Here is a 17915-nt window from a genome sequence, read left to right as displayed (position 1 = left end):
TCTCACACGGCTCGCACCGGGTGCCGTACGACCGCGTCGAACAGATAGCCCTGGGTGTTGTGGACCGTGGTGTCCGGCTGGGTGCGGCCACCGCTGTCCGTCGCTCTGGCCAGCAGGGTGTACGGACCCGGCGCCGGCGGCCGCCAGAGGACCGACCACCGGACCCAGCCGTCGCGGCGGGGTGTGTCGTGCATCCGGGCCGGGCGCCAGGTGCCGCCGCCGTCGGTGCTGACCTCGACACGGACCACACCCCCCGTGCCGGACCAGGACCGGCCGGTCAGCCGGTGCTCGGTCCCCGCCCGCAGACCGGCGTCCCAGTCGAGCTCCCAGGCGCTCTTGATCGTCTGTCGGGTCAGCGGTTCACTGCCCTGTGCCGGATGGGAGTCGCCGAACAGGCGGTAGAGGTCGGTGTTCCAGGGCGAGTACAGCGGCCGCGCGGACACCTGGATGTCGCCGACCCATTTGATGGAGGCGATGCCGATCCAGGACGGTACGAGCACGCGCACCGGGTGCCCGTGGTCGTGCGGCAGCGGCTCGCCGTTCATCTCGTGCACGAGCAGGACGTCGTCCAGCGCCTTGGACAAGGGCAGCGGCCTGCGGACCCGGCCGAGGTTCGTGCCGTCGGCGGTGAGGTAGTCGGCGTCCAGACCGCGGGGCATCACGTCCACGGCCCCAGGACCGAGTCCGGCGCGGCGGAGCACGTCGGCGAGGCGGACGCCGCGCCAGCGGGCGGCGCCGATCGCCCCGAGCGTCCAGGCGGTGCCGCTGACGCTCTGGCCCTGCTGGGCCGCGAAGAGGCCGCGGCCGTTGCCGGCGCACTCGACGAACGCGCTGCGGGTGACGGCGGGCAGCCGCTTCAGGTCGTCCAGGGTGAACTCGACGGGGCGGCCGTGCGAGAGGCCGTCGCCCCAGACGGTGAGTGACCAGTCGTCGGCGGTCAGTACCGGGGTCGCCGTGTGATTGCGTACGAAGAAGCGCTCGTTGGGAGTGTGGTAGCCGGTCTCGGCGAGCGAGGCGAACCGGGTCTCGGCGTTGGTCCCGCGGACCGTGAACCACGCGCCGGGCAAGGGCTTGACGATACCGGGCGCGTCCGCCGCACCGGGCGCGTCCGCCGCGCCCGCGGAACCGGCCGCGCTCCCCGGGCCCGCGGCGGCGGGGGCGCCGAGCGGCAGGGGCACGGAACCGGCGAGACCGGCCGTGGTGAGCAGCCGGAGCATGGTACGCCGCGAGACCCCGGCGGCTCGGGCCTCACCGGCCAGCCACTGGCGCAGCCGGCGGCGGTCGTAGGCGGATTCCGGGGAACGCATGGGCGGCCTGCCTTTCACGGGCGGTCTCACGGGGGGTGCGTCTCTTCCGGGGACACCGGAGTGCCTCGGAGGCGGGCGGGCAGGCCGGCCTCCGAGGCACCGTGGTCCGGATACGGCGAGTACAGGATCACCGGCGGGCCGAGGACCCGGGGGTCACGGCACGAGCCTCAGCAGCCGGTTCGGCGAACCCGAGCCCGGGCCGGTCACCTTGCCGGTGGTCGCACCGCTCACCAGGGCCGAGGCGACCTGGGCCGGGGCGGCGGAGGCGTGGCCGGCCAGGTAGACCGCTGCCGCTCCGGCGACGTGCGGGGTCGCCATCGAGGTGCCGGAGATGGTGTTGGTCGACGTGTCGCTGGTGTGCCAGCCGGCCGTGATCGACGAGCCGGGGGCGAAGATGTCCAGCACCGACCCGTAGTTGGAGTAGCTCGCCCGGGCGTCCGCGCTGGTCGTGGCGCCCACGGTGATGGCCTCGGCGACCCGGGCCGGGGAGTAGGAGGAGGCGTTGGCGTTGCTGTTGCCCGCGGCGACCGCGTAGGTCACGCCGCTCGCGATCGAGTTGCGCACGGCCGTGTCCAGGGTGGCGGACGCACCGCCGCCGAGCGAGAGGTTGGCGACCGAGGGACCGGAGTGGTTCCTGGTGACCCAGTCGATGCCGGCGATGACCCCGGCGGTGGTCCCGGACCCGTTGTTGTCCAGCACCCGTACGGCGACGATCTTCGCCTTCTTGGCCACGCCGTAGGTGGATCCGGCGATGGTGGTGGCCACGTGGGTGCCGTGGCCGTTGCCGTCGGAGGCGGTGGTGTCGCCGTCCACGGCGTCGTACCCGTAGCTGGCACGACCGCTGATCTGCTGGTGCGTGATGCGGACGCCGGTGTCGATGACATAGGCGGTGACACCGCTGCCCGCGCTGTCCGGGTAGGTGTAGGTACCGGACAGCGGCAGCGAGGTCTGGTCGATGCGGTCCAGGCCCCACGGCGCGTTGGACTGCGTGGCGTCGGCGATGCTCACCCGCTGGTCCTGCTCGACGGAGGCGACCGCGGGGTCGGCCGCCAGGCGCCTGGCCTCGGCGGCGGAAAGGGTGGTGGTGTAGCCGTTCAGCGCGCTGCCGAACGTCGCCCGCACGCTGCCGCCGTACCGCTTGACCAGGCTCTTGCCCGCGGCCGAGGACGCCTTGAACCCGGCGCCCTTCTTCAGCGTCACGATGTAGCTGTCCTTGACCGCCGTAGGGGAGCCGGCGGCGAGTACCTCGCCCTCGGCGGGAGCGGCCTGGGCGGGAGTCGAGGTGAGCCCACCGGCCAGGGCGGCCGCCGCGACACCGGCGATCGCGGCCAACCGTATTCTCTTGCTACGCAGTCGTGCCATTACGAGGGAATCCTCCTCTAGGCGGCGCGCCTGGGTGGGGCGCGCGTCTGTGGGGGCGGGTGCGCGTGATCGCACACCCCCCGCTCGGGAGCGTTGCGTTCCGCTCCGGGCTGCGCTCAACATTCACCCATGACTCCCCGGCCGGACAAGGGAGTTGAACACCTGTCAACAAAGCCGTCATGAGCACGACATACGGCGGGTCCTCGGAAACCCGGCGCGGTCCCCCGGCGTCGGTTCATCGACCGGCTCGTCGCCGACTCCCGCCAGGTCGCCCTCAACCACACCGCCGGGCTCTCCCTGCCCCAGCAGGTCATGATGAGCCTGTTCTCCCTCTTCGGCCTCCTGCCGGAGGGCCAGGCGTACAAAGAGCGCGTCCGTGCCCTCGTCCGGCAGCGCCTCGACCTGCTCCTCGAAGGCGCCCGTATGAAGATCGCCGACGACCCCGGCCGGGCCGGCCACCACGTCGAACTCGACCTGCTCGCCGAGGCGCGGCGCGTGCACGGCGACGACCTCGCCACCTATCTCGAGACCTACGAGCCCATCGACCCCCTCTTCCGGCTCGCCGAGCAGACCGGCGTCGTCCTGCTCGACGGCGGCGGCTTCGACGGGCCCGAGTGGTCGGTCCGTGTCTCCCTCGCCCACCTCGACGACCTCGACTACCTCAAGATCGGTCACCATCTGCGGCGCGTCTTCGACGACTACGCCGCCGAATGGCGGTCGACCGCGCCGGGGCGGCCGTGACCGCTCAGGCGGCGGAGGGGCCGGCTTCCCCGCCGGGGTCCGAGTCCTGGTCCGTGGAGGCCGGCGGGGCGCCGGTGCCCTCCCCCTCGGGGCCGCTGCCGGTGCCGTTCTCCGCGGCCGGGGTGTCCGGCGGGGGGACGGTGCGGTCGTCGAGGGTGATGGTGACCGGTTCGCCGCTGGGGGTGAGGCCGGTCAGACTCTCCTCGATCCGCTCGTACAGGGTGGCGGCGAGCTCCCGGTCGCCGTCGCCGTCACTGGCCGTGTACCGGGTGGAGTGCAGGCTGATCAGCAAGGCGATCAGGGAGCGGCCGGACAGCGCGGCGCGGATCCGCTGGTCCCCCTCGTCGGCGACCTGCGGCGGTACCCGGAAGTGCGGGTGCCGTCCGGCGCGGGCGGTGACGAACTCCCAGATGTCGCGGTGGCACAGCAGGCCGGCGGAGGAGACGCGGGCCGCCGTCTTGAGCAGGGCGCTGTGCTCCGCGCTCACGCCGGCGGACGCGGTCCCGGCGGTGGCGTCGGGCCGGGTCCGCAGCTCCGCCACGTCGGCGCGCAGATCCGCGACGTGCCGTTGCAGACAGACGAGTCCGGCGCGGGCTTCCTCCAGGGCGGTGCCGAGCTCCTCCTTGATCTCCTCGGCCGCCGTGCGCATCTGGTCCGCGACGGCCCGCTGGTCGCCGGCCGGGTCGTCGCTGCCGCTGTCCGGGGAGGTGAGCGCGGTGAGCACGGGCGCTAGTTCCTCGGCGAGGATCTCGCGGACGGCCTGACGGACCGCTTCGACCGACAGCGCCGGGCCGGGGGAGGAGTCCTGATCGGCTGCGCGCTGCGCCGGGATCGCGGCGGGGGCGGTCTCCGCGGGCGGTTCGTCGGTGGCGGTGGCGGCCGGCGCAGGGGCGAGACCGGTGTGCTCGCCCCCGGTGCCGGACATCTGCTGGAGGGCCGAGGCGGGGGAGGGCGAGGGGGTGAGCGGGGACGGTGCGGGCGGGGTGAGGTCTGCCAGCGTGACGCGGATCTCCCGCAGTTCGGTGCGCAACTGGGCGACGACGTCGCTCACCTGGCTGCTGAGCGTGTCGCCGTCGGAGTTCAGCCTGTTGTAGACGTCGCGGAAGTTGGTGCGCATCCGGCCGAGCTCGTCGACGACCTCCTTGGCCGTCTTCTCGTGGGCGGCCCGGCCGGCCGACTCCAGCTTCTCCACGCTCTTGTCGAGCTCGTCCCGGATGTTCTTGTCCGTGTGCATGACGGCGGTGTGGAGCATCGCCAGGGTGTTGCTGAGGTCCGGGTTCGGCTGGCGGGCCATCATCCCCCATTTCGTCGCGGTGAGTAACTGATCGCCTTCGGTGCGTATGCTGCCCCAGGCGGGGCTGTCCGCGTGGAGGGATCGGACAACTGGTCTGAGATCGCCGTTATCCGTACCGAGGTCGGTCACATCGGGACGAGCGGCAGACACGCGTATCGCCCGGCCGGGGGCCTCGCCCGGCACCCTCCGGAAGGCGGCTGCCCCCGGCCCCGCCGGTCACCCCGGTCGCCGCGGCGACGCGCCGCACGCCATCTCCGTGTCCGTCCGGAGCGGGGCGCCGATGGGGGTGGTCAGCGGGGGCTCAGCGGCCTGCACGCCGTACTCCGCCTGGAGTCCCACCTGACCATGAAGGAGATCAAGGACAACGGGTAGGGGCGGCCGGGGGCGGCCGGCCCATGGGCGGCCCCGCGGCCAGGGCCGCGGGCGGTCCTGTGGTCAGGGGGCGTCGCCGCAATAGTGGAAGCGGCACAGCACACCCGGGCCGGGTGTGCGCGGCTCGCCGGGGCGCGGTTCGTACAGGGCGCGGCCGCCGGGCCACCGTGACAGCTCGGTGGAGAGGGCCGCGCCGTCGTCGACTTCCTCGGTCCGCCACCCGGTGATGTCCAGCAGCAGCCCGTCCAGCGGCCCGCCGGTCAGCGCCGCGTACGTCCGGTGCGGAAGCGGGCCCGGGTACTGGTCGTCGTGATCGCGGCCGTAGACCCGGCCGCGCAGCAGCTGCTCATCGCCGTTCATCACCCCAGCTTTCCAGCCGCCACTGACAACGCGGGCTCGCCCCGGGCCACCTCGGGCTCGCCCGCGCTGCCGTCGGCCTGCCGCGGAACGACGACGTACCGAGCTCAGGCCGGCCAGCCACCCGCGGCGGCCGTGGACGCGGCGAACTCGGCGAAGGTCCGCGGCGGGCGGCCAAGGGCCCGCCGCACGCCGTCGGAGACGTACGCGTCCGTGCCCTTGGCGAGTGGCTCGATGACGTCCGCGAAGGCCCGGGCGTCCGCGAGCGGCACACCCCGCTGAACGAGTTCCGCGACGTAGTCCTCGACGGAGAGCGGGACGTAGCGGATGTCACGGCCGGTGGCCTCGGAGATGGTGGCGACGGCCTCGGCGAGCGTCACCGCCCGGGGGCCGGACAGCTCGTAGATCCGGCCCGCGTGCCGGTCGTCGGTCAGCGCGGCGACCACCACCGCGGCGATGTCCTCGGCGTCGACGAAGCTGGCAGCCCCGTCACCAGCGGGCAGCCGCAGCTCACCGGCGCGGATGGCGTCGGCGAAGAAGCCCTCGCTGAAGTTCTGCGCGAACCAGCCCGGCCTGCTGATCGTCCACTCCAGGCCGCTCTCCCGCACAGCGGCCTCGCTGTCGCGGATGCCCTCCAGCACGCCGCCGCCGTCCTTCGCGTAGTCCGGATCGTCGATCCCGCGCCCCGAGGCCAGCACGAGCCGCCGCACCCCGTGCCGCACGGCTCGCTCGACGAACGGGCGCACCAGCTTCGTGCCGTCCAGTTGCACGATGTAGACGGAGCGCACGCCCTCCAAAGCGGCGTCCCAGGAGCCGCGGTCGGCCCAGTCGAAGACGTGCTCGCCGTTGCGGGAAGCCGCCCTGACCGGCAGCCCCCTGGCCCGCAGCCGGCTGACGACGCGGCGGCCGGACTTGCCGGTCGCCCCGGTGACAAGGATGGGATGTTCAGTCATGGCCCCAGTCAACCGGCCGGCGTCGAGACGCTCCATGTCTGATCGGCTCCGCTCGATGTCCGTGCGTCTACGCTGTCGGCATGGACGCCGTATCGGAGCTGTTGGCCGACGTGCGGGCGCGCGGTGCCGTCTTCCGGCAGACGATCATGCAACCGCCCTGGGCCCTGCGGATGGCCAGCGGCGCCCCGCTGACGCTGGCCACGATGCTGCGCGGCCGGGCCTGGATCGTTCTCGACCAGCGCGCACCGGTGCCCCTCGAGACCGGCGACATCGCCGTCGTCCGCGGCGACGCGCCCTACACGGTGGCTGACGACCCCGCGAGCACACCCTCGCTGGTGGTGACCGACACCGACTACTGCCCCGGAGCCGGGGGCGTCGAGCACGCGTCCGGGCCGGCCCGGACCTGCGGCACACCGGCCGACGGAGCCGCCGTACTGCTCAGCGGGGCCTTCGAACGACGGGGGGAACTCAGCGAACGACTGCTGCGGGCCCTGCCCGCCGTGCTGGTGGTGCCGGCCGAGGGCCGTCTTCGCCCATCGACGGAGATGGTGGCCGAGGAGATCGCCCGGGACCGGCCGGGACGGCAACTGGTGCTGGACCGCCTGCTCGATCTGATGCTGGTCTCCGCCCTGCGCAGCTGGTTCGACGATCCGGATGCCGATGCACCGGCCTGGTGCCGCGCGCTGGGCGACCCGGTCGCCGGTGCCGCGCTGCGGCTGCTGCACGACGCGCCCGCCCGCCCGTGGACGGTGGCGGACCTGGCGGCCGGGGCGGGGGTGTCGCGGGCCACGCTCGCCCGGCGGTTCACCGCGCTGGTCGGCGAACCGCCGATGGCCTACCTCGCGAGCTGGCGGATCGACGTGGCCGCGGACCTGCTGCGGAAGACCGACCACACGGTGGACGCGATCGCGAGGAAGGTGGGATACGCCAACGCCTTCGCGCTGAGCGTGGCGTTCAAGCGGCTGCGCGGCACCCGGCCCAGTGATCACCGGAACGCGGAACCAGGGCCGCGAACCGGACAGGACCCGCCCCCCGGCCGGCGGACGGCCCGCGGGGCAGGCGGCCGGCCGGCGTGAGCGCCCGGTGAGGCCGTCGGAGCCGTCGCCGGTGCCGCTGACGGTGAACGGCGTGCCGAAATGTCCGACGTGTGAGTGACTAAGCCGCACTCGTTCATGAAATGAGGGACTTGGCGGGACGCAAGTGGCATGGTGTGGCCGATTCCGGGTGTGCGCCCCGTCGCCGCACGACGGCGAACGCTCGCCACCCCTGCTTCGCCCCTCCTCCTTCGCCCGACTCCCCGAGGACGACGCATGCGCGCACAGATCATCGAGGCCGTCCGTAAACGGTCGCAGGACCGGGGCTTGGACGCCTACATCGCCTACACGCCTTCCAACGTCTTCTATACGACGGGCTTCCAGAGCTTCTTCCTGATGGAGTGGTGGAGGATGCTGGGCACGGTCCTCGCCGTCATCCCGGCCGACCCCGCCCAGCCGCCCGCCTTGGTGGTCAGCGACTTCGAAGCGGTGCAGGCCCGTGAGGAATCCGGATTCGAGGATGTCCGGCCGTTCCGGGTGTGGGTGGAGCTGCGTGACGCCCGCGACCTGGCCGACCCTTCGTCCGCCGCCGCACCCGGCGGCCGTCCGGCCCAGTACGACGTCGCCGAGCAGGACGCGCTGCTGTACTCCGTCCTGGCGGACCGCGGCCTGCTCAGCGCCCGGATCGGCACGGATCTGCGGTACGTCCTGCACGACACCGTACGCCGGGTCGCCGCCTTCGCCCCCCAGCTGACCTGGGAAGACATGACAGAGGACCTGTATGGACTGCGCAGTGTGAAGTACGACTTCGAGATCGAGAGGCTGCGGCGGGCCACGGAACTGTCCGAAGCGGGCATGAGCTTCGCCGTCCGCGACCTGCGTCCCGGCCTCACAGCCGTCGATCTGCGCCACCGCTACCAGCGGGGCGTCCTGGCGGCCGCCATGGGCGATCCCCGCTACGCCGGCCACAGCGACCAGTGGGTGCTGCCCGCCGTCGGCCCCTCGACCGGGACCGGTCCCGGTCTCGCGGACGGCGCCCTCATCAAGTTCGACTGCGGTGTCACCGTAGGCGGCTACCGCGGCGACGGCGGACGCACCTTCGCCTACCGCGCCGTCCAGCCCGCCGCGCGGCGTCTTTACGACGTCCTGCTCGGCGCCCACCAGGCCGCTCGGTCCGTCATCCGTCCCGGCGTCGCCGCCCGCGAGGTGTTCCAGGCCGCGCAGCGGCACATCCGCGCGGGCGGTTACCCCTCCTTCACCCGCGGCCACTACGGCCACTCGGTGGGGATCGACACCTTCCACGAGGAACCGCCCTACCTCAGCGCCGACGAGGAACGGCCGCTGCTGCCCGGCATGGTGCTCGCGGTGGAGACCCCCTCGTACTCCTCGGACACCGGCGCCATCATGATCGAAGACCTGTTGGTGGTGACCGATGACGGCCACGAGGTGCTCCACCGGCTGCCGTACGAGCTGGCAGTGGTGGGCTGACCACGTCGGATCGGGCGACCACCCTCGCTCGCCGTCGACCGGGGCCGCGGCAGCGCCCGGCCGGTTCCGCCCCGCTCCGAGGCGACGGACCCCGGGGAATGCCGGCGATGCCGCTCGCGCGCCGGGGCGACCCGGAACCGGCGGGGGCCGGCCCGTGGCACCGTCCGCGCGCCGGGGCGTCACCGCAGGGCGGGGGCCCGTGGCGCCGCTCGCGCCACGGGCCCCCGCGGATGCCCGGCCGGGGCGAAGGGGTGCCGTCCCCGCAGCCCCTGGCCTGCCGGCCGGGCTCACCGGCCCGCCGGCTCCTCAGTGAGAGGCCGCCCGCGGGGTGCGCCGCACACCGGCGGCGGCCACCACCGCGCCCAGGACGCACAGCACGCCGGCGACCAGCACGGCGATGTGCACGCCGCTCATGAACGCCTGGTGGCTGCCCTCGACGACGGCGGCCTTGAGCTGGGCGGGCATGTCGCCGGAGACCGGGGCGACGCCCATGGCCACCGCGTCCTTCGCCTCGGCCAGGCCGGCCGCCGCCGGTGCGGGCACGCCCGCCGAGGTCAGTTCGCCGGTGAGGGAGGAGCCGACGCGGCTGCTGATGAGCGACACCAGCACGGACGTGCCGAGCGCGCCGCCGATCTGGAGCGCGGTGGCTTGCAGGCCGCCCGCCACGCCGCCGTCCCTGACCGGCGCGTTGCCGACGATGGCGTCGGAGGAGGACGACATCACCATGCCCACGCCCAGGCCGAGCGCGATGAACGGCGGCCACATCGTGGCGTACGAGGAGTCCGGGCTCCAAGCGAGCATGACGAAGCAGGCGACCGCCTGGAGCGCCATGCCGAGCGGCATGGTCAGCCGCGGCCCGAACCGGTCCGTGAGCGCCGCACCCAGCGGGGAGGCGACGACGGAGGCGAGGCTCAGCGGCAGCGTGCGCACACCGGCCTCCACGGGGGTGAAGCCGCGCACGTTCTGCAGGTAGAGCATCACGAAGAAGATCACGCCGAGCAGGACGAAGAAGTTCAGCGCGGTGATGACGGTGCCGATGGTCAGCGCCGGGTTGCGGAACAGGCGCATCGGCAGCAGAGGGTGGGCGACGCGGGTCTCGTAGAAGCCGAAGACGAGCAGGATCACCAGGCCCGCCCCGATGGCGCCCAGGGTGCCGCCCGAGGTCCAGCCCCAGGTCTCGCCCTTGACGACACCGAAGACGACGGCGAGCAGCCCCAGGGCCAGCAGGACGACGCCGGGGATGTCGAACCTCTCGTCGGCGGCGGCGCCGTTCTTGGACTGCGGCAGGACGATCATGCTGAAGACGAGCGCGATGACGCCGATGGGGAGGTTGATGTAGAACACGGACTCCCAGTTGACGTGCTCCACCAGCAGGCCGCCGACGATCGGGCCGAGGGCGGTGGAGACCGAGGAGACCATCGCCCAGATGCCGACCGCCATGCCGAACTTCTTCGGCGGGAAGACGGCGCGCAGCATGCCGAGCGTGTTGGGCATCAGCAGGGCGCCGAAGAAACCCTGGAACGCGCGGAAGGTGATGACACCCTCGATGGACCCGGACAGGCCGATCGCGACGGAGGCGGCGGTGAAGCCGACGACGCCGATCAGGTAGAAGGTGCGGCGTCCGAACCGGTCACCGAGCTTGCCGCCGAGGATGAGCGCGGCGGCGAGGGCCAGCAGGTAGGAGTTGGTGACCCATTGCAGATCGGCGGTGGAGGCGTTCAGGTCCCGGCCGATCTCGGGGTTGGCGATCGAGACGACCGAGCCGTCGAGACCGACCATGAACAGGCCGAAGGCGACGGCGATCAGCGTCAGCCACGGGTTGGCCCGCAGGCCGCGCGGCTGGTCCCCGGGCGGGGCCTGGGTGCCCGGCGCGGAGGAACGGGTGGTGGCGGAGGACATGAGGGTGCTGGTTCCTTTGCAGACTTTCGCAGAATGGGGAGGAGGGCGGCCGGCGCGGGCCCGCCCGGTCCGCGGGACACGGGACAGGCGGGAGCCGGCGTTCGGCGGTCGCCGGCCCACGGCCCCGACCGGTGACCGGTGCCGGTGATCCACGGTCGCGACCGGTGACCGGCGACCGGCGGCTGCCGGCACAGGAAAAGGCCGGGGGGACGCGAGGGGCGCCCGTCAGCGGACCGCACCGGCCGCCGGGGCCGGTGCGCGGGGTCAGTGACGGGGCTGGAGGCGGCGGCCGAGTGCCACGAGCGCGCTCAAAGCGGAGCCGAGGGCGTCCTGTTCGCCGTCGGTCAGGGCGCGCAGCGCCCGGGCGACATGGGCGCCCATCAGGTGTTCGACCTCGGCGACCCGCCGACGGGCGGTCGGGGTGAGATGCAGGTGCGCCACCCGCTTGTCGGCCGGGTCCTGCCGGCGCTCCAGCAGCCCCTGCTCGGTCAGCTGGGTGACCAGCGCGCTGACGTTGTTCGGCTTCATCAGCAGGGCGTCGGCCGCCGCGCGGACGGTGACGCCGTCGTGGGCCTCGACGTGCCGCAGCAAGGCGAGCTGTGCCTCGGGGGGCCTGGGGTGGGCGTAGTCCTGGCCGACCTGCCGGTCGAGGGCGCGAGCCAGTGCGGGCAGGCATGCCGCGAGCCCTGCGGCTACGCGGTCGATGTCCTGGCCGGACGCACGGTACTCGGGCATGCCGAACACCATAGCTATAGACATATACCTATGTCAACGTACCCATCCCTCTGGTGATCGTGTCCGACGCCGGCTATGGCCGCGGGCGGCCCCTTCCGGCTCGCTCAGGAAGAACGCGCTTTCCTCACTGGTGCCAGCGTCGATGAGCAGAGCAGGTCACGCTCACGCCCCATCAGGTCATCCGCCTGCTGCCCGGTGACGAAGGAGCACAGGCGAGCGTGCTCAGCCGAACAGCCGCGAACCGAGCGGGTGTTGCCGGTCGAAGCCGGGGAGGATCAGGAAGGCCGCGCTCGCGGTCGTGGTGGTGAAGGGCAGCAGCGCGTCGGAGGTCTCCATGTGGGTGAGGGTGGCGGTGAAGGTCCGCAGGTCGTTCTGGAAGCTGATGAAGAACAGGCCGGGGGCGGGCTCGTCGGTGCTGTAGGAGCGGCGGAGCATGAACCCGACCCCGACCGCGGTGGAGTGCGCCCTGCGCACATGGGCGTCCGCGGGGACGAGATAGCGCCCGTCCGGTGTCTTGGCTCCCAGGTCCGGGCCCGAGGCGGCGGTGCCGCCGGAGAGGGGGACGCCGCTGGCCCGGCGCCGCCCGATCACCGCTTCCTGTTCGGCTGCGGACAGGGCGGCGAACCGCGGCAGGTCGAGTTCCATACGCCGCAGTACGGCAAGGGTGCCGCCGGCGACCGCGGGGGGCCCCGCCAGCCACAGGTCGCGTCGTTGTTCGGCGGTCGTGTGGGGGCCCACGATGCCATCGATGAATCCGAGCGGATTGCGGGGCGCGGTGATGCCGTTGCCCACGGACACGTTCGTACCGCGGTGTGCGGACTGGCGCCAGCGTTCGCGGACGCGGTCACCGGCCTGGTCCATAAGCGCGGCGGCGACGACCGGCAAGAGCAGCGCGTCGCTGGCGCAGATCTGTATCAGCAGGTCACCGCCGCGTGCGTGCGGGGCGATCCGCTCACGGGAGAACCGCGGGAGGCCGGCCGCGCCGGGCAGTGAGGCACCGGCCGTCCGCACCAGCCGGGGGCCCACGCCCACGGTCACGGTCAGGTCGCCCGGCGGCAGGCCCAGCAGCCGCGTGTCGGTCCCCGCCGTGAGGGTGCGGATGGCCTGGCCCAGCTCGGCCAGTAACGGCCCGGGGGCCACGGTGGCACCGAGGTCGGCCACCACGGCGAGCAGGTGGGGCTGGGCCGGCTTGGGGAGGGTGATGCCCGCCTGATGGCGGCCCGTCGCCGGGACCGGCATCGGCGTGGCGCCCGGGGTAGGGGCACGCCGGCCTGGCCGGGCGGAGTCCGATGTGCACCCGGCGGTCAGACCGGCGGCCATCATGGCGCCGGTGACCTCGAGGAACGTGCGGCGTGTCGGGCGGTGATCGGCTCGGCGCATGGGGTGCAGAGTGCCACACTCGAATCGCGGGTGCCGGTCAACCCCGCTTTCCTGGCGTGGAATTGGGCGTCATGCCAGACTGGGATCATGCCTCGATTAGCTCTTCGCGTGCTGGCGCCGGTAGTGGGCACGCTGACCCTGGTGGCCGGCTGCGGCGGCGATGGCGGATCGGGTGAGGGACCGGGCGAAGGCCGGCGTCCGGCCGGCGCGCGGGTGACGATCCGGGTACCTGCCGACGCCCCGACGATCTCGGACGCGGTGTCCCTGGCTCGGCCCGGTGACCTGGTACTGGTCGCGCCGGGCGTGTACCACGAGTCGGTGAGGATCGACACGGCGCGCATCACTCTTCGCGGTCTGTCCCGGGACAAGGTCGTCATCGACGGGCGGTTGCGGCAGCCCAGCGGCGTCGTCGTCTCGGCACCCGGGGTGGCCGTGGAGAACCTGACCGTGAGGAACAACACGCAGAACGGGGTCCTGGTCACCGGTTCGGCGAAGGCGGCCGCCGGCCTGCCCGGGGGAAGCGGCGGCTACGACACCGGCGACGAGCCCGTCACCTTCCTGAAGTCGTTCCTGGTCTCCCACGTGACCGCGACCCGCAACGGTCTGTACGGCATCTACGCGTTCTCCGCCCAGAACGGTGTCATCGCGCACTCGTACGCGTCGGGCGGCGCCGACTCGGGGATCTACGTCGGCCAGTGCAAGCCCTGCAACATCGTGGTGCGGGACAACGTCGCCGAACTCAACGCGGTCGGTTACGAAGGCACCAACGCCAGCGAGAACATGTACGTGGTCGGCAACCGCCTGGTCGGCAACCGGGTGGGACTCACCACCAACTCCAACCACCAGGAGAAGCTGCTTCCGCAGAAGGGCTCCCTCATCGCGGGCAACCTGATCGCCGCCAACCAGCAGACGGCCACCCCGGAGCAGGCCGACGGCGGATGGGGCATCGGCGCCGGCATCGACGGCGGCAGCGACAACCGGTTCCTCCGCAACCGCGTCGCCGGCAACCGCACCGCCGGGCTGGTGATCACCGCGACCGCCGACATACCTCCGGTCGGCAACCAGATCGTGGACAACGCGTTCACCGGCAACGGCGTCGACGTCGGCTGGACGTTCCCCACCGCCACGCGGGGGCGGGGCAACTGCCTGCGCGGCAACGACCTGCGCACCACCGTGCCCGCCCGGCTCGCGACGACCGCGGCCTGCCCGCTTCCGGCCGGGGCGTCCTCGCCGGGCGGCACCTGGGCGACGCCGACGGCACCCGGCGGCATCCCGTTCACCGAGGTCGCGGCGCCCGCTCCGCAGCCGCAGTTCCCCGACGCCGCCACCGCGGGCGCGACCGTCGTCCCGCCCGTCCCGGCCCTGCCGAAGACGGAGGGCATCCGGCTGCCGCCGGCGTCCCTGCTCGCCGCGCACGCGCGGGTGCGGACGTCCTGAACAGCGGCTACCGGGTCGGGGTCGTTCCGGGTACCGGCTCGACCGGAACGTAGGTGTGGGTGTCGAATTCGATGACCACCGGCTCGGGCTGCGAACCCACGCTGACGCGGACCCGGTACATCGTGCCGTCGGAGCCGATCCAGTAGCGCACGTTGCCCGCCGTACCGGAGCGGTCAGGGGAGGACGGCCCGGCCATCACGTCCACCGAGCGTCCGTCCACCCGCTCCCGCCCCCACCAGGCGGCGCCGTTCTGCGGCAGCAGTTCGGCGTTGTCCGGCCGGTCGCCGCCAAGGCCGAGCGCGATGGACAGGGAGGTGTCCAGCGCGCTGCCGGACGACAGCAGCGGACGGTCGTACCAGCCCGAACGGGGCGGTGACGCGGGGGCGTGCGCCGGAGCGTCCGTCATCGGGCGGAACCGCACCGAGGCGGGTGTCCACTGGATCAGCCCGTCGCTGGACCTGCCGCGTCCGGTTCCGTGCACCACGCCGTAACCGACCTTGCGCCGGTAGTCGACGGACCCGGTGACGGTCAACCCGCCGGCGGTGCCCGGCACGGTGATCGTCAGCGCGCGGCCCTGCGCCTGGTAGTTACGGAATCGCGTGATCGCCAGCCGGTTCGCCTCATCCGTCGTCAGCGGGCGCGGACCGCCTCCGCCGGAGCCGCCGTCGGCGACCAGAAACACGGCCACCGCGGCCACCGCGGCCACCGCGACACCGAGGACGGCCGCGGCCCGGCGCGACGGCGGCCATCGGCGCCGGTCGGCCGGACGCCCCGGTGGGGCCTGCCGGATTCTCCCGCTCCGCACGCGGTTCGACGCTGACACGCTCCGATTTCACCCTTTCGCTCACCGCACCGTCCGGCCGCCGCGGACACGCGGCGGCCGGACGGTGCGGTGGCAGACGACGCCGAGGCCGGCCCTCGTGGGCCGGCCGAGACGTGATCTGCCCGTCCGCGCCATCCGGGGCGCGGACGGGCAGATCACCGTTGTGCGGTTCGTTCAGTGTCGCCGGGCGTGACGAGTCCGGGTCACGAACGCGATGACCAGACCCGCACCCACCAGCAGACCGGCGATGCCGATCATCTCCGCCAACCCGGGCGTACCGGTGTTCGCCAGCGAACCCCCGCCTCCGCCGGCCGGGGCCGGGCGGTTGGCAGGCGGCGCGGGCGACGGCGGTGTGGAGGCCGCCGGCGGCGTCGGAGCCGCTGTCGGGGTGGGAGTCGGTGTCGGGGTGGGAGCCGGGGTCGGTGTGGGGGTCGGGGTCGGGGTCGGTGTTTCCTTGGGGATGTACACCCCGGCGTCGATCGTGTGATCCACACCGCCCGGCTTGTCCGGCGCCGTGACCGGCGCGTAGCCGTTGCACAACGGACCGGTGGTCGGCGGGGTCACATTGGAGTCGTGCGCACGGTTGGCACCGGCCCGCGGCAGCGTGAACCTCAGCTCACTCGCCGAGGGCTGCTCGGGCACCCGGCTGGTGTCCGCGGTGCACACGTCGAACTGCACCGTGTACTTCGCGCCCGGTGTGAGCTCGTACGCGGCGCCGACACCACCGAAGTAGTACTCGCCGGCGGCATTGGTCCTGGTCGTGGCGACCTGTTTGCCGTCCGCGTCCAGCAGGTTGACCGTCGCCCCCGGCAGCAGCACGTGCCCCGGGTCCTGGATCCCGTTGCGGTCGCCGTCGAACCACACGACGTTGCCGATCTGGATCGGCGCGTTCGCCGCCGCGTAGGCGATGTCGCCGAGCCCGCCGGCCTTGCCGAACCCGCCTTGTTCCCGGCTGACGAACTGGAAGCCGTTGGCGGTCGGGTTGTTGCCCGGGCCCTGACCGGTCGCGATGTGGTGGTACCCGGTCCCCGAGGTGGCGACGTTGACGACCGGGTCGAACTCCGTGCTGACGACCCACTGCTGCTGCGGGATGTAGGCCACCGATCCCAGCGCGGTCTCCTGGTGCGCGTTGGCGAAGAAGTCGCCCGGGAAGTATTCGACGACGTCGGCGGGCTGGCCGCCGTTGTTGGCGGGGGTGGCGTGGTTGGGGCAGCTGCCGGTGCCTTCCCACTGGTATTCACCGGTGGGAGTGGCGCAGACCATGACGATGTCACCACCGGACATGCCGTTCTCCGGCGTGTCGTTCCCCGGGCGGGGGTCCAGCCCTCCCCAGCCGAGCACGTCCATGAACCGGTCGCGGAATCCCAGGATCATCGAGCCGTCGCGGGCGAAGGCGAGGGAGGCCAGCACCGGCTGCGGATCGATGAAGACGTTGCCCGACTTCCGGTCGTCCCACGTGTCCAGGCTGGTGTTCCACGGGTTCCAGTGGGTGGCCCGGTCGCCGGAACCGAAGACGGTTCCGCGCTTGTCCGTGAGCGGCCGGCTCAGCACCGTGGTGAACCGCTCGCCGTCGTAGGTGGAGACGAAGGCTTTGAGGTCCGCGCGCCGCTGCGTGCTCTCCGCGCTGCACACGCCGCCGACGTACAGCGTGTTGTTGTGGACCTGGAGACCGAACGGCCGCCAGTCGTCGGGGCTCGCGCACCCCGGGTCCGGGATCGGGACCGTCGCCTTGGGCGCCGCGGCGGTGGCCCCTGTCGCGTCGAAGCTCACCAGGTCGCGGGTCCGCAGGTTCACCGCGTACAGCGTGGAGCCGTCGTCGGACAGGGCCAGACCACCGATGCTCTCCTTGCCGGGCGCGTCGGTGAACCCGGCGTCCTTGATCATGTTGGCGGTGTCGTGTCGCGTCACCGCGGCGTCCGGCACCCGCGCGAACAGCCGCGGCGCACCCGTGCCGTTGACCGGCACCGTGTAGATCGCGCCTCCGCCCTGCGGCCCGTACGGGGCGTACCGGCGGGCGAACGCGCTCTGGAACAGCCGGGTCCGGTACTTGTCGTAGGCCAACCCGAACGTCGTGCCGACCTGGTCCTGCGTGGCCAGCGTGGTCGGGCACGCCACATCGGTGGGACACGTGCCCCGGGTCTTCGTCCCGAACGCCACCAACGCCCGGTTGTCGTTCCCGTTGGGGCCGTTGTGGACCGGCACGAAGTACCGCGAGTCCGGCAGCGCGTAGTCGGCCGGATTCCACACCCCCGTCACCACCGAGGCGTTCTTTCCGTCCGACACGTCCACGAACGACGTGAAGCTGTCGAAGTGGTTCTCCGCCGTCGACGCGGGCGCCGCCTGGAGATAGCCGCTGTACGGCGCCGGGACGCTGACGTCGACGCGGTACTGGCCGCCGCTCAGCACGGTCGACCGCGACACCACGACCTTTCCGGTGGCATCCGTGACACCGGTGACCACGTGCCCGGCGGGGTCGGAGACCGCCACCTTCATGCCCCGCTGCGGCACGTCCATCGTCGCGTTGATCACGCCGGTGCCGAAGAAGTCGCGCAGGACCTCGACCGTCAGCGTGCCGTCGGCGGTCGAGGCGGCGGCCGGCCCGGCCGTCGCTCCCACGGCGCCGCCTGCCAGCAAAAGAACGGATAACGCGATGCGCGCCGGCGGCTCCGCGAGCCTCCAGGGTAACCGGCGCGAGTCTCTGCCCAATCGGTTCATGGCATCACACTCCACACT

13 protein-coding genes and 1 pseudogene are annotated in these 17915 nt (G+C 72.8%); 4 read left to right on the top strand and 10 right to left on the bottom strand.

From position 1 onward, the window contains the following. Nucleotides 1-2: 2 nt before the first annotated feature. Both AB0L74_RS26375 and AB0L74_RS26370 read right to left on the bottom strand, forming a co-directional pair. Nucleotides 3-1307 carry a sulfite oxidase gene (locus AB0L74_RS26375; protein ID WP_365657241.1) on the bottom strand — a complete coding sequence of 435 codons (1305 nt, stop codon included), beginning with the start codon at nt 1305-1307 and terminating at the stop codon, nt 3-5. Between the two features lie 153 nt (nt 1308-1460). Continuing rightward, on the bottom strand, nt 1461-2669 hold the full coding sequence (locus tag AB0L74_RS26370; protein ID WP_365657238.1) for a S8 family peptidase: 1209 nt from the start codon (nt 2667-2669) through the stop codon (nt 1461-1463). Between the two features lie 231 nt (nt 2670-2900). On the opposite strand from AB0L74_RS26370, the pseudogene AB0L74_RS26365 reads away from it, so the two are divergent. After that, nucleotides 2901-3410 (top strand): annotated as a pseudogene (locus AB0L74_RS26365) (aspartate 4-decarboxylase); the annotation flags it as partial. A gap of 4 nt (nt 3411-3414) precedes the next feature. Here the strand turns inward: AB0L74_RS26365 and AB0L74_RS26360 are convergent. From AB0L74_RS26360 to AB0L74_RS26350, 3 genes are all read right to left on the bottom strand, one after another. Next, entirely contained in the window at nt 3415-4707 is a 1293-nt protein-coding gene (locus tag AB0L74_RS26360; RefSeq protein WP_365657234.1) for a hypothetical protein, read from the bottom strand. Nucleotides 4708-5139: 432 nt separating this feature from the next. Continuing rightward, nucleotides 5140-5436, bottom strand: a complete 297-nt coding sequence (locus AB0L74_RS26355) for a hypothetical protein (protein ID WP_365657231.1) — start codon at nt 5434-5436, stop codon at nt 5140-5142. Between the two features lie 104 nt (nt 5437-5540). Beyond that, a complete protein-coding gene (locus tag AB0L74_RS26350) occupies nt 5541-6386 on the bottom strand; it encodes an SDR family oxidoreductase (protein ID WP_365657228.1) in 846 nt (281 codons plus the stop codon). 80 nt (nt 6387-6466) lie between these two features. Between AB0L74_RS26350 and AB0L74_RS26345 the strand changes: the two genes are divergently transcribed. Continuing rightward, nucleotides 6467-7462 (top strand): AraC family transcriptional regulator, encoded by a 996-nt coding sequence (locus AB0L74_RS26345; protein WP_365657224.1) that lies wholly within the window; start codon nt 6467-6469, stop codon nt 7460-7462. A 234-nt stretch (nt 7463-7696) separates the two neighbouring features. Then, complete coding sequence (locus AB0L74_RS26340) at nt 7697-8908, top strand: Xaa-Pro peptidase family protein (protein WP_365657221.1); 1212 nt, start codon at nt 7697-7699, stop codon at nt 8906-8908. 306 nt (nt 8909-9214) lie between these two features. Here AB0L74_RS26340 and AB0L74_RS26335 read toward each other — a convergent pair whose 3' ends face one another. The 3 genes from AB0L74_RS26335 to AB0L74_RS26325 form a co-directional block, all read right to left on the bottom strand. Further along, nucleotides 9215-10807: an MFS transporter gene (locus AB0L74_RS26335; RefSeq protein ID WP_365657218.1), complete on the bottom strand. Its 1593-nt coding sequence runs from the start codon at nt 10805-10807 to the stop codon at nt 9215-9217. A gap of 264 nt (nt 10808-11071) precedes the next feature. Continuing rightward, nucleotides 11072-11542: a MarR family winged helix-turn-helix transcriptional regulator gene (locus AB0L74_RS26330; protein ID WP_365657215.1), complete on the bottom strand. Its 471-nt coding sequence runs from the start codon at nt 11540-11542 to the stop codon at nt 11072-11074. Between the two features lie 222 nt (nt 11543-11764). Further along, nucleotides 11765-12922: a Dyp-type peroxidase gene (locus tag AB0L74_RS26325; RefSeq protein WP_365657212.1), complete on the bottom strand. Its 1158-nt coding sequence runs from the start codon at nt 12920-12922 to the stop codon at nt 11765-11767. A gap of 87 nt (nt 12923-13009) precedes the next feature. On the opposite strand from AB0L74_RS26325, the gene AB0L74_RS26320 reads away from it, so the two are divergent. Further along, complete coding sequence (locus tag AB0L74_RS26320) at nt 13010-14359, top strand: right-handed parallel beta-helix repeat-containing protein (RefSeq protein ID WP_365657209.1); 1350 nt, start codon at nt 13010-13012, stop codon at nt 14357-14359. Nucleotides 14360-14366: 7 nt separating this feature from the next. On the opposite strand, the gene AB0L74_RS26315 is transcribed toward AB0L74_RS26320, so the two are convergent. Together AB0L74_RS26315 and AB0L74_RS26310 are read right to left on the bottom strand one after the other, a co-directional pair. Next, nucleotides 14367-15047, bottom strand: a complete 681-nt coding sequence (locus AB0L74_RS26315) for a hypothetical protein (protein WP_365657206.1) — start codon at nt 15045-15047, stop codon at nt 14367-14369. A gap of 309 nt (nt 15048-15356) precedes the next feature. Beyond that, nucleotides 15357-17798 (bottom strand): SdrD B-like domain-containing protein, encoded by a 2442-nt coding sequence (locus AB0L74_RS26310; RefSeq protein WP_365657203.1) that lies wholly within the window; start codon nt 17796-17798, stop codon nt 15357-15359. Nucleotides 17799-17915: the final 117 nt, after the last annotated feature.

The sequence above is a fragment of the Streptomyces sp. NPDC052020 genome, from assembly GCF_040680575.1.
GTDB lineage: Bacteria > Actinomycetota > Actinomycetes > Streptomycetales > Streptomycetaceae > Streptomyces.
Note: the sequence above shows the minus strand (reverse complement) of the source record. Positions and strands in the feature narration are given on the sequence as shown.

Bases quoted from the DNA above. Each gene is read 5' to 3' on its own strand.
- AB0L74_RS26375 (WP_365657241.1), bottom strand. From the start codon at position 1,307: ATGCGTTCCCCGGAATCCGCCTACGACCGCCGCCGGCTGCGCCAGTGG.
- AB0L74_RS26355 (WP_365657231.1), bottom strand. From the start codon at position 5,436: ATGAACGGCGATGAGCAGCTGCTGCGCGGCCGGGTCTACGGCCGCGAT.
- AB0L74_RS26320 (WP_365657209.1), top strand. From the start codon at position 13,010: ATGCCTCGATTAGCTCTTCGCGTGCTGGCGCCGGTAGTGGGCACGCTG.
- AB0L74_RS26340 (WP_365657221.1), top strand. From the start codon at position 7,697: ATGCGCGCACAGATCATCGAGGCCGTCCGTAAACGGTCGCAGGACCGG.
- AB0L74_RS26345 (WP_365657224.1), top strand. From the start codon at position 6,467: ATGGACGCCGTATCGGAGCTGTTGGCCGACGTGCGGGCGCGCGGTGCC.
- AB0L74_RS26360 (WP_365657234.1), bottom strand. From the start codon at position 4,707: ATGATGGCCCGCCAGCCGAACCCGGACCTCAGCAACACCCTGGCGATG.
- AB0L74_RS26325 (WP_365657212.1), bottom strand. From the start codon at position 12,922: ATGCGCCGAGCCGATCACCGCCCGACACGCCGCACGTTCCTCGAGGTC.
- AB0L74_RS26370 (WP_365657238.1), bottom strand. From the start codon at position 2,669: ATGGCACGACTGCGTAGCAAGAGAATACGGTTGGCCGCGATCGCCGGT.
- AB0L74_RS26330 (WP_365657215.1), bottom strand. From the start codon at position 11,542: ATGCCCGAGTACCGTGCGTCCGGCCAGGACATCGACCGCGTAGCCGCA.
- AB0L74_RS26350 (WP_365657228.1), bottom strand. From the start codon at position 6,386: ATGACTGAACATCCCATCCTTGTCACCGGGGCGACCGGCAAGTCCGGC.
- AB0L74_RS26335 (WP_365657218.1), bottom strand. From the start codon at position 10,807: ATGTCCTCCGCCACCACCCGTTCCTCCGCGCCGGGCACCCAGGCCCCG.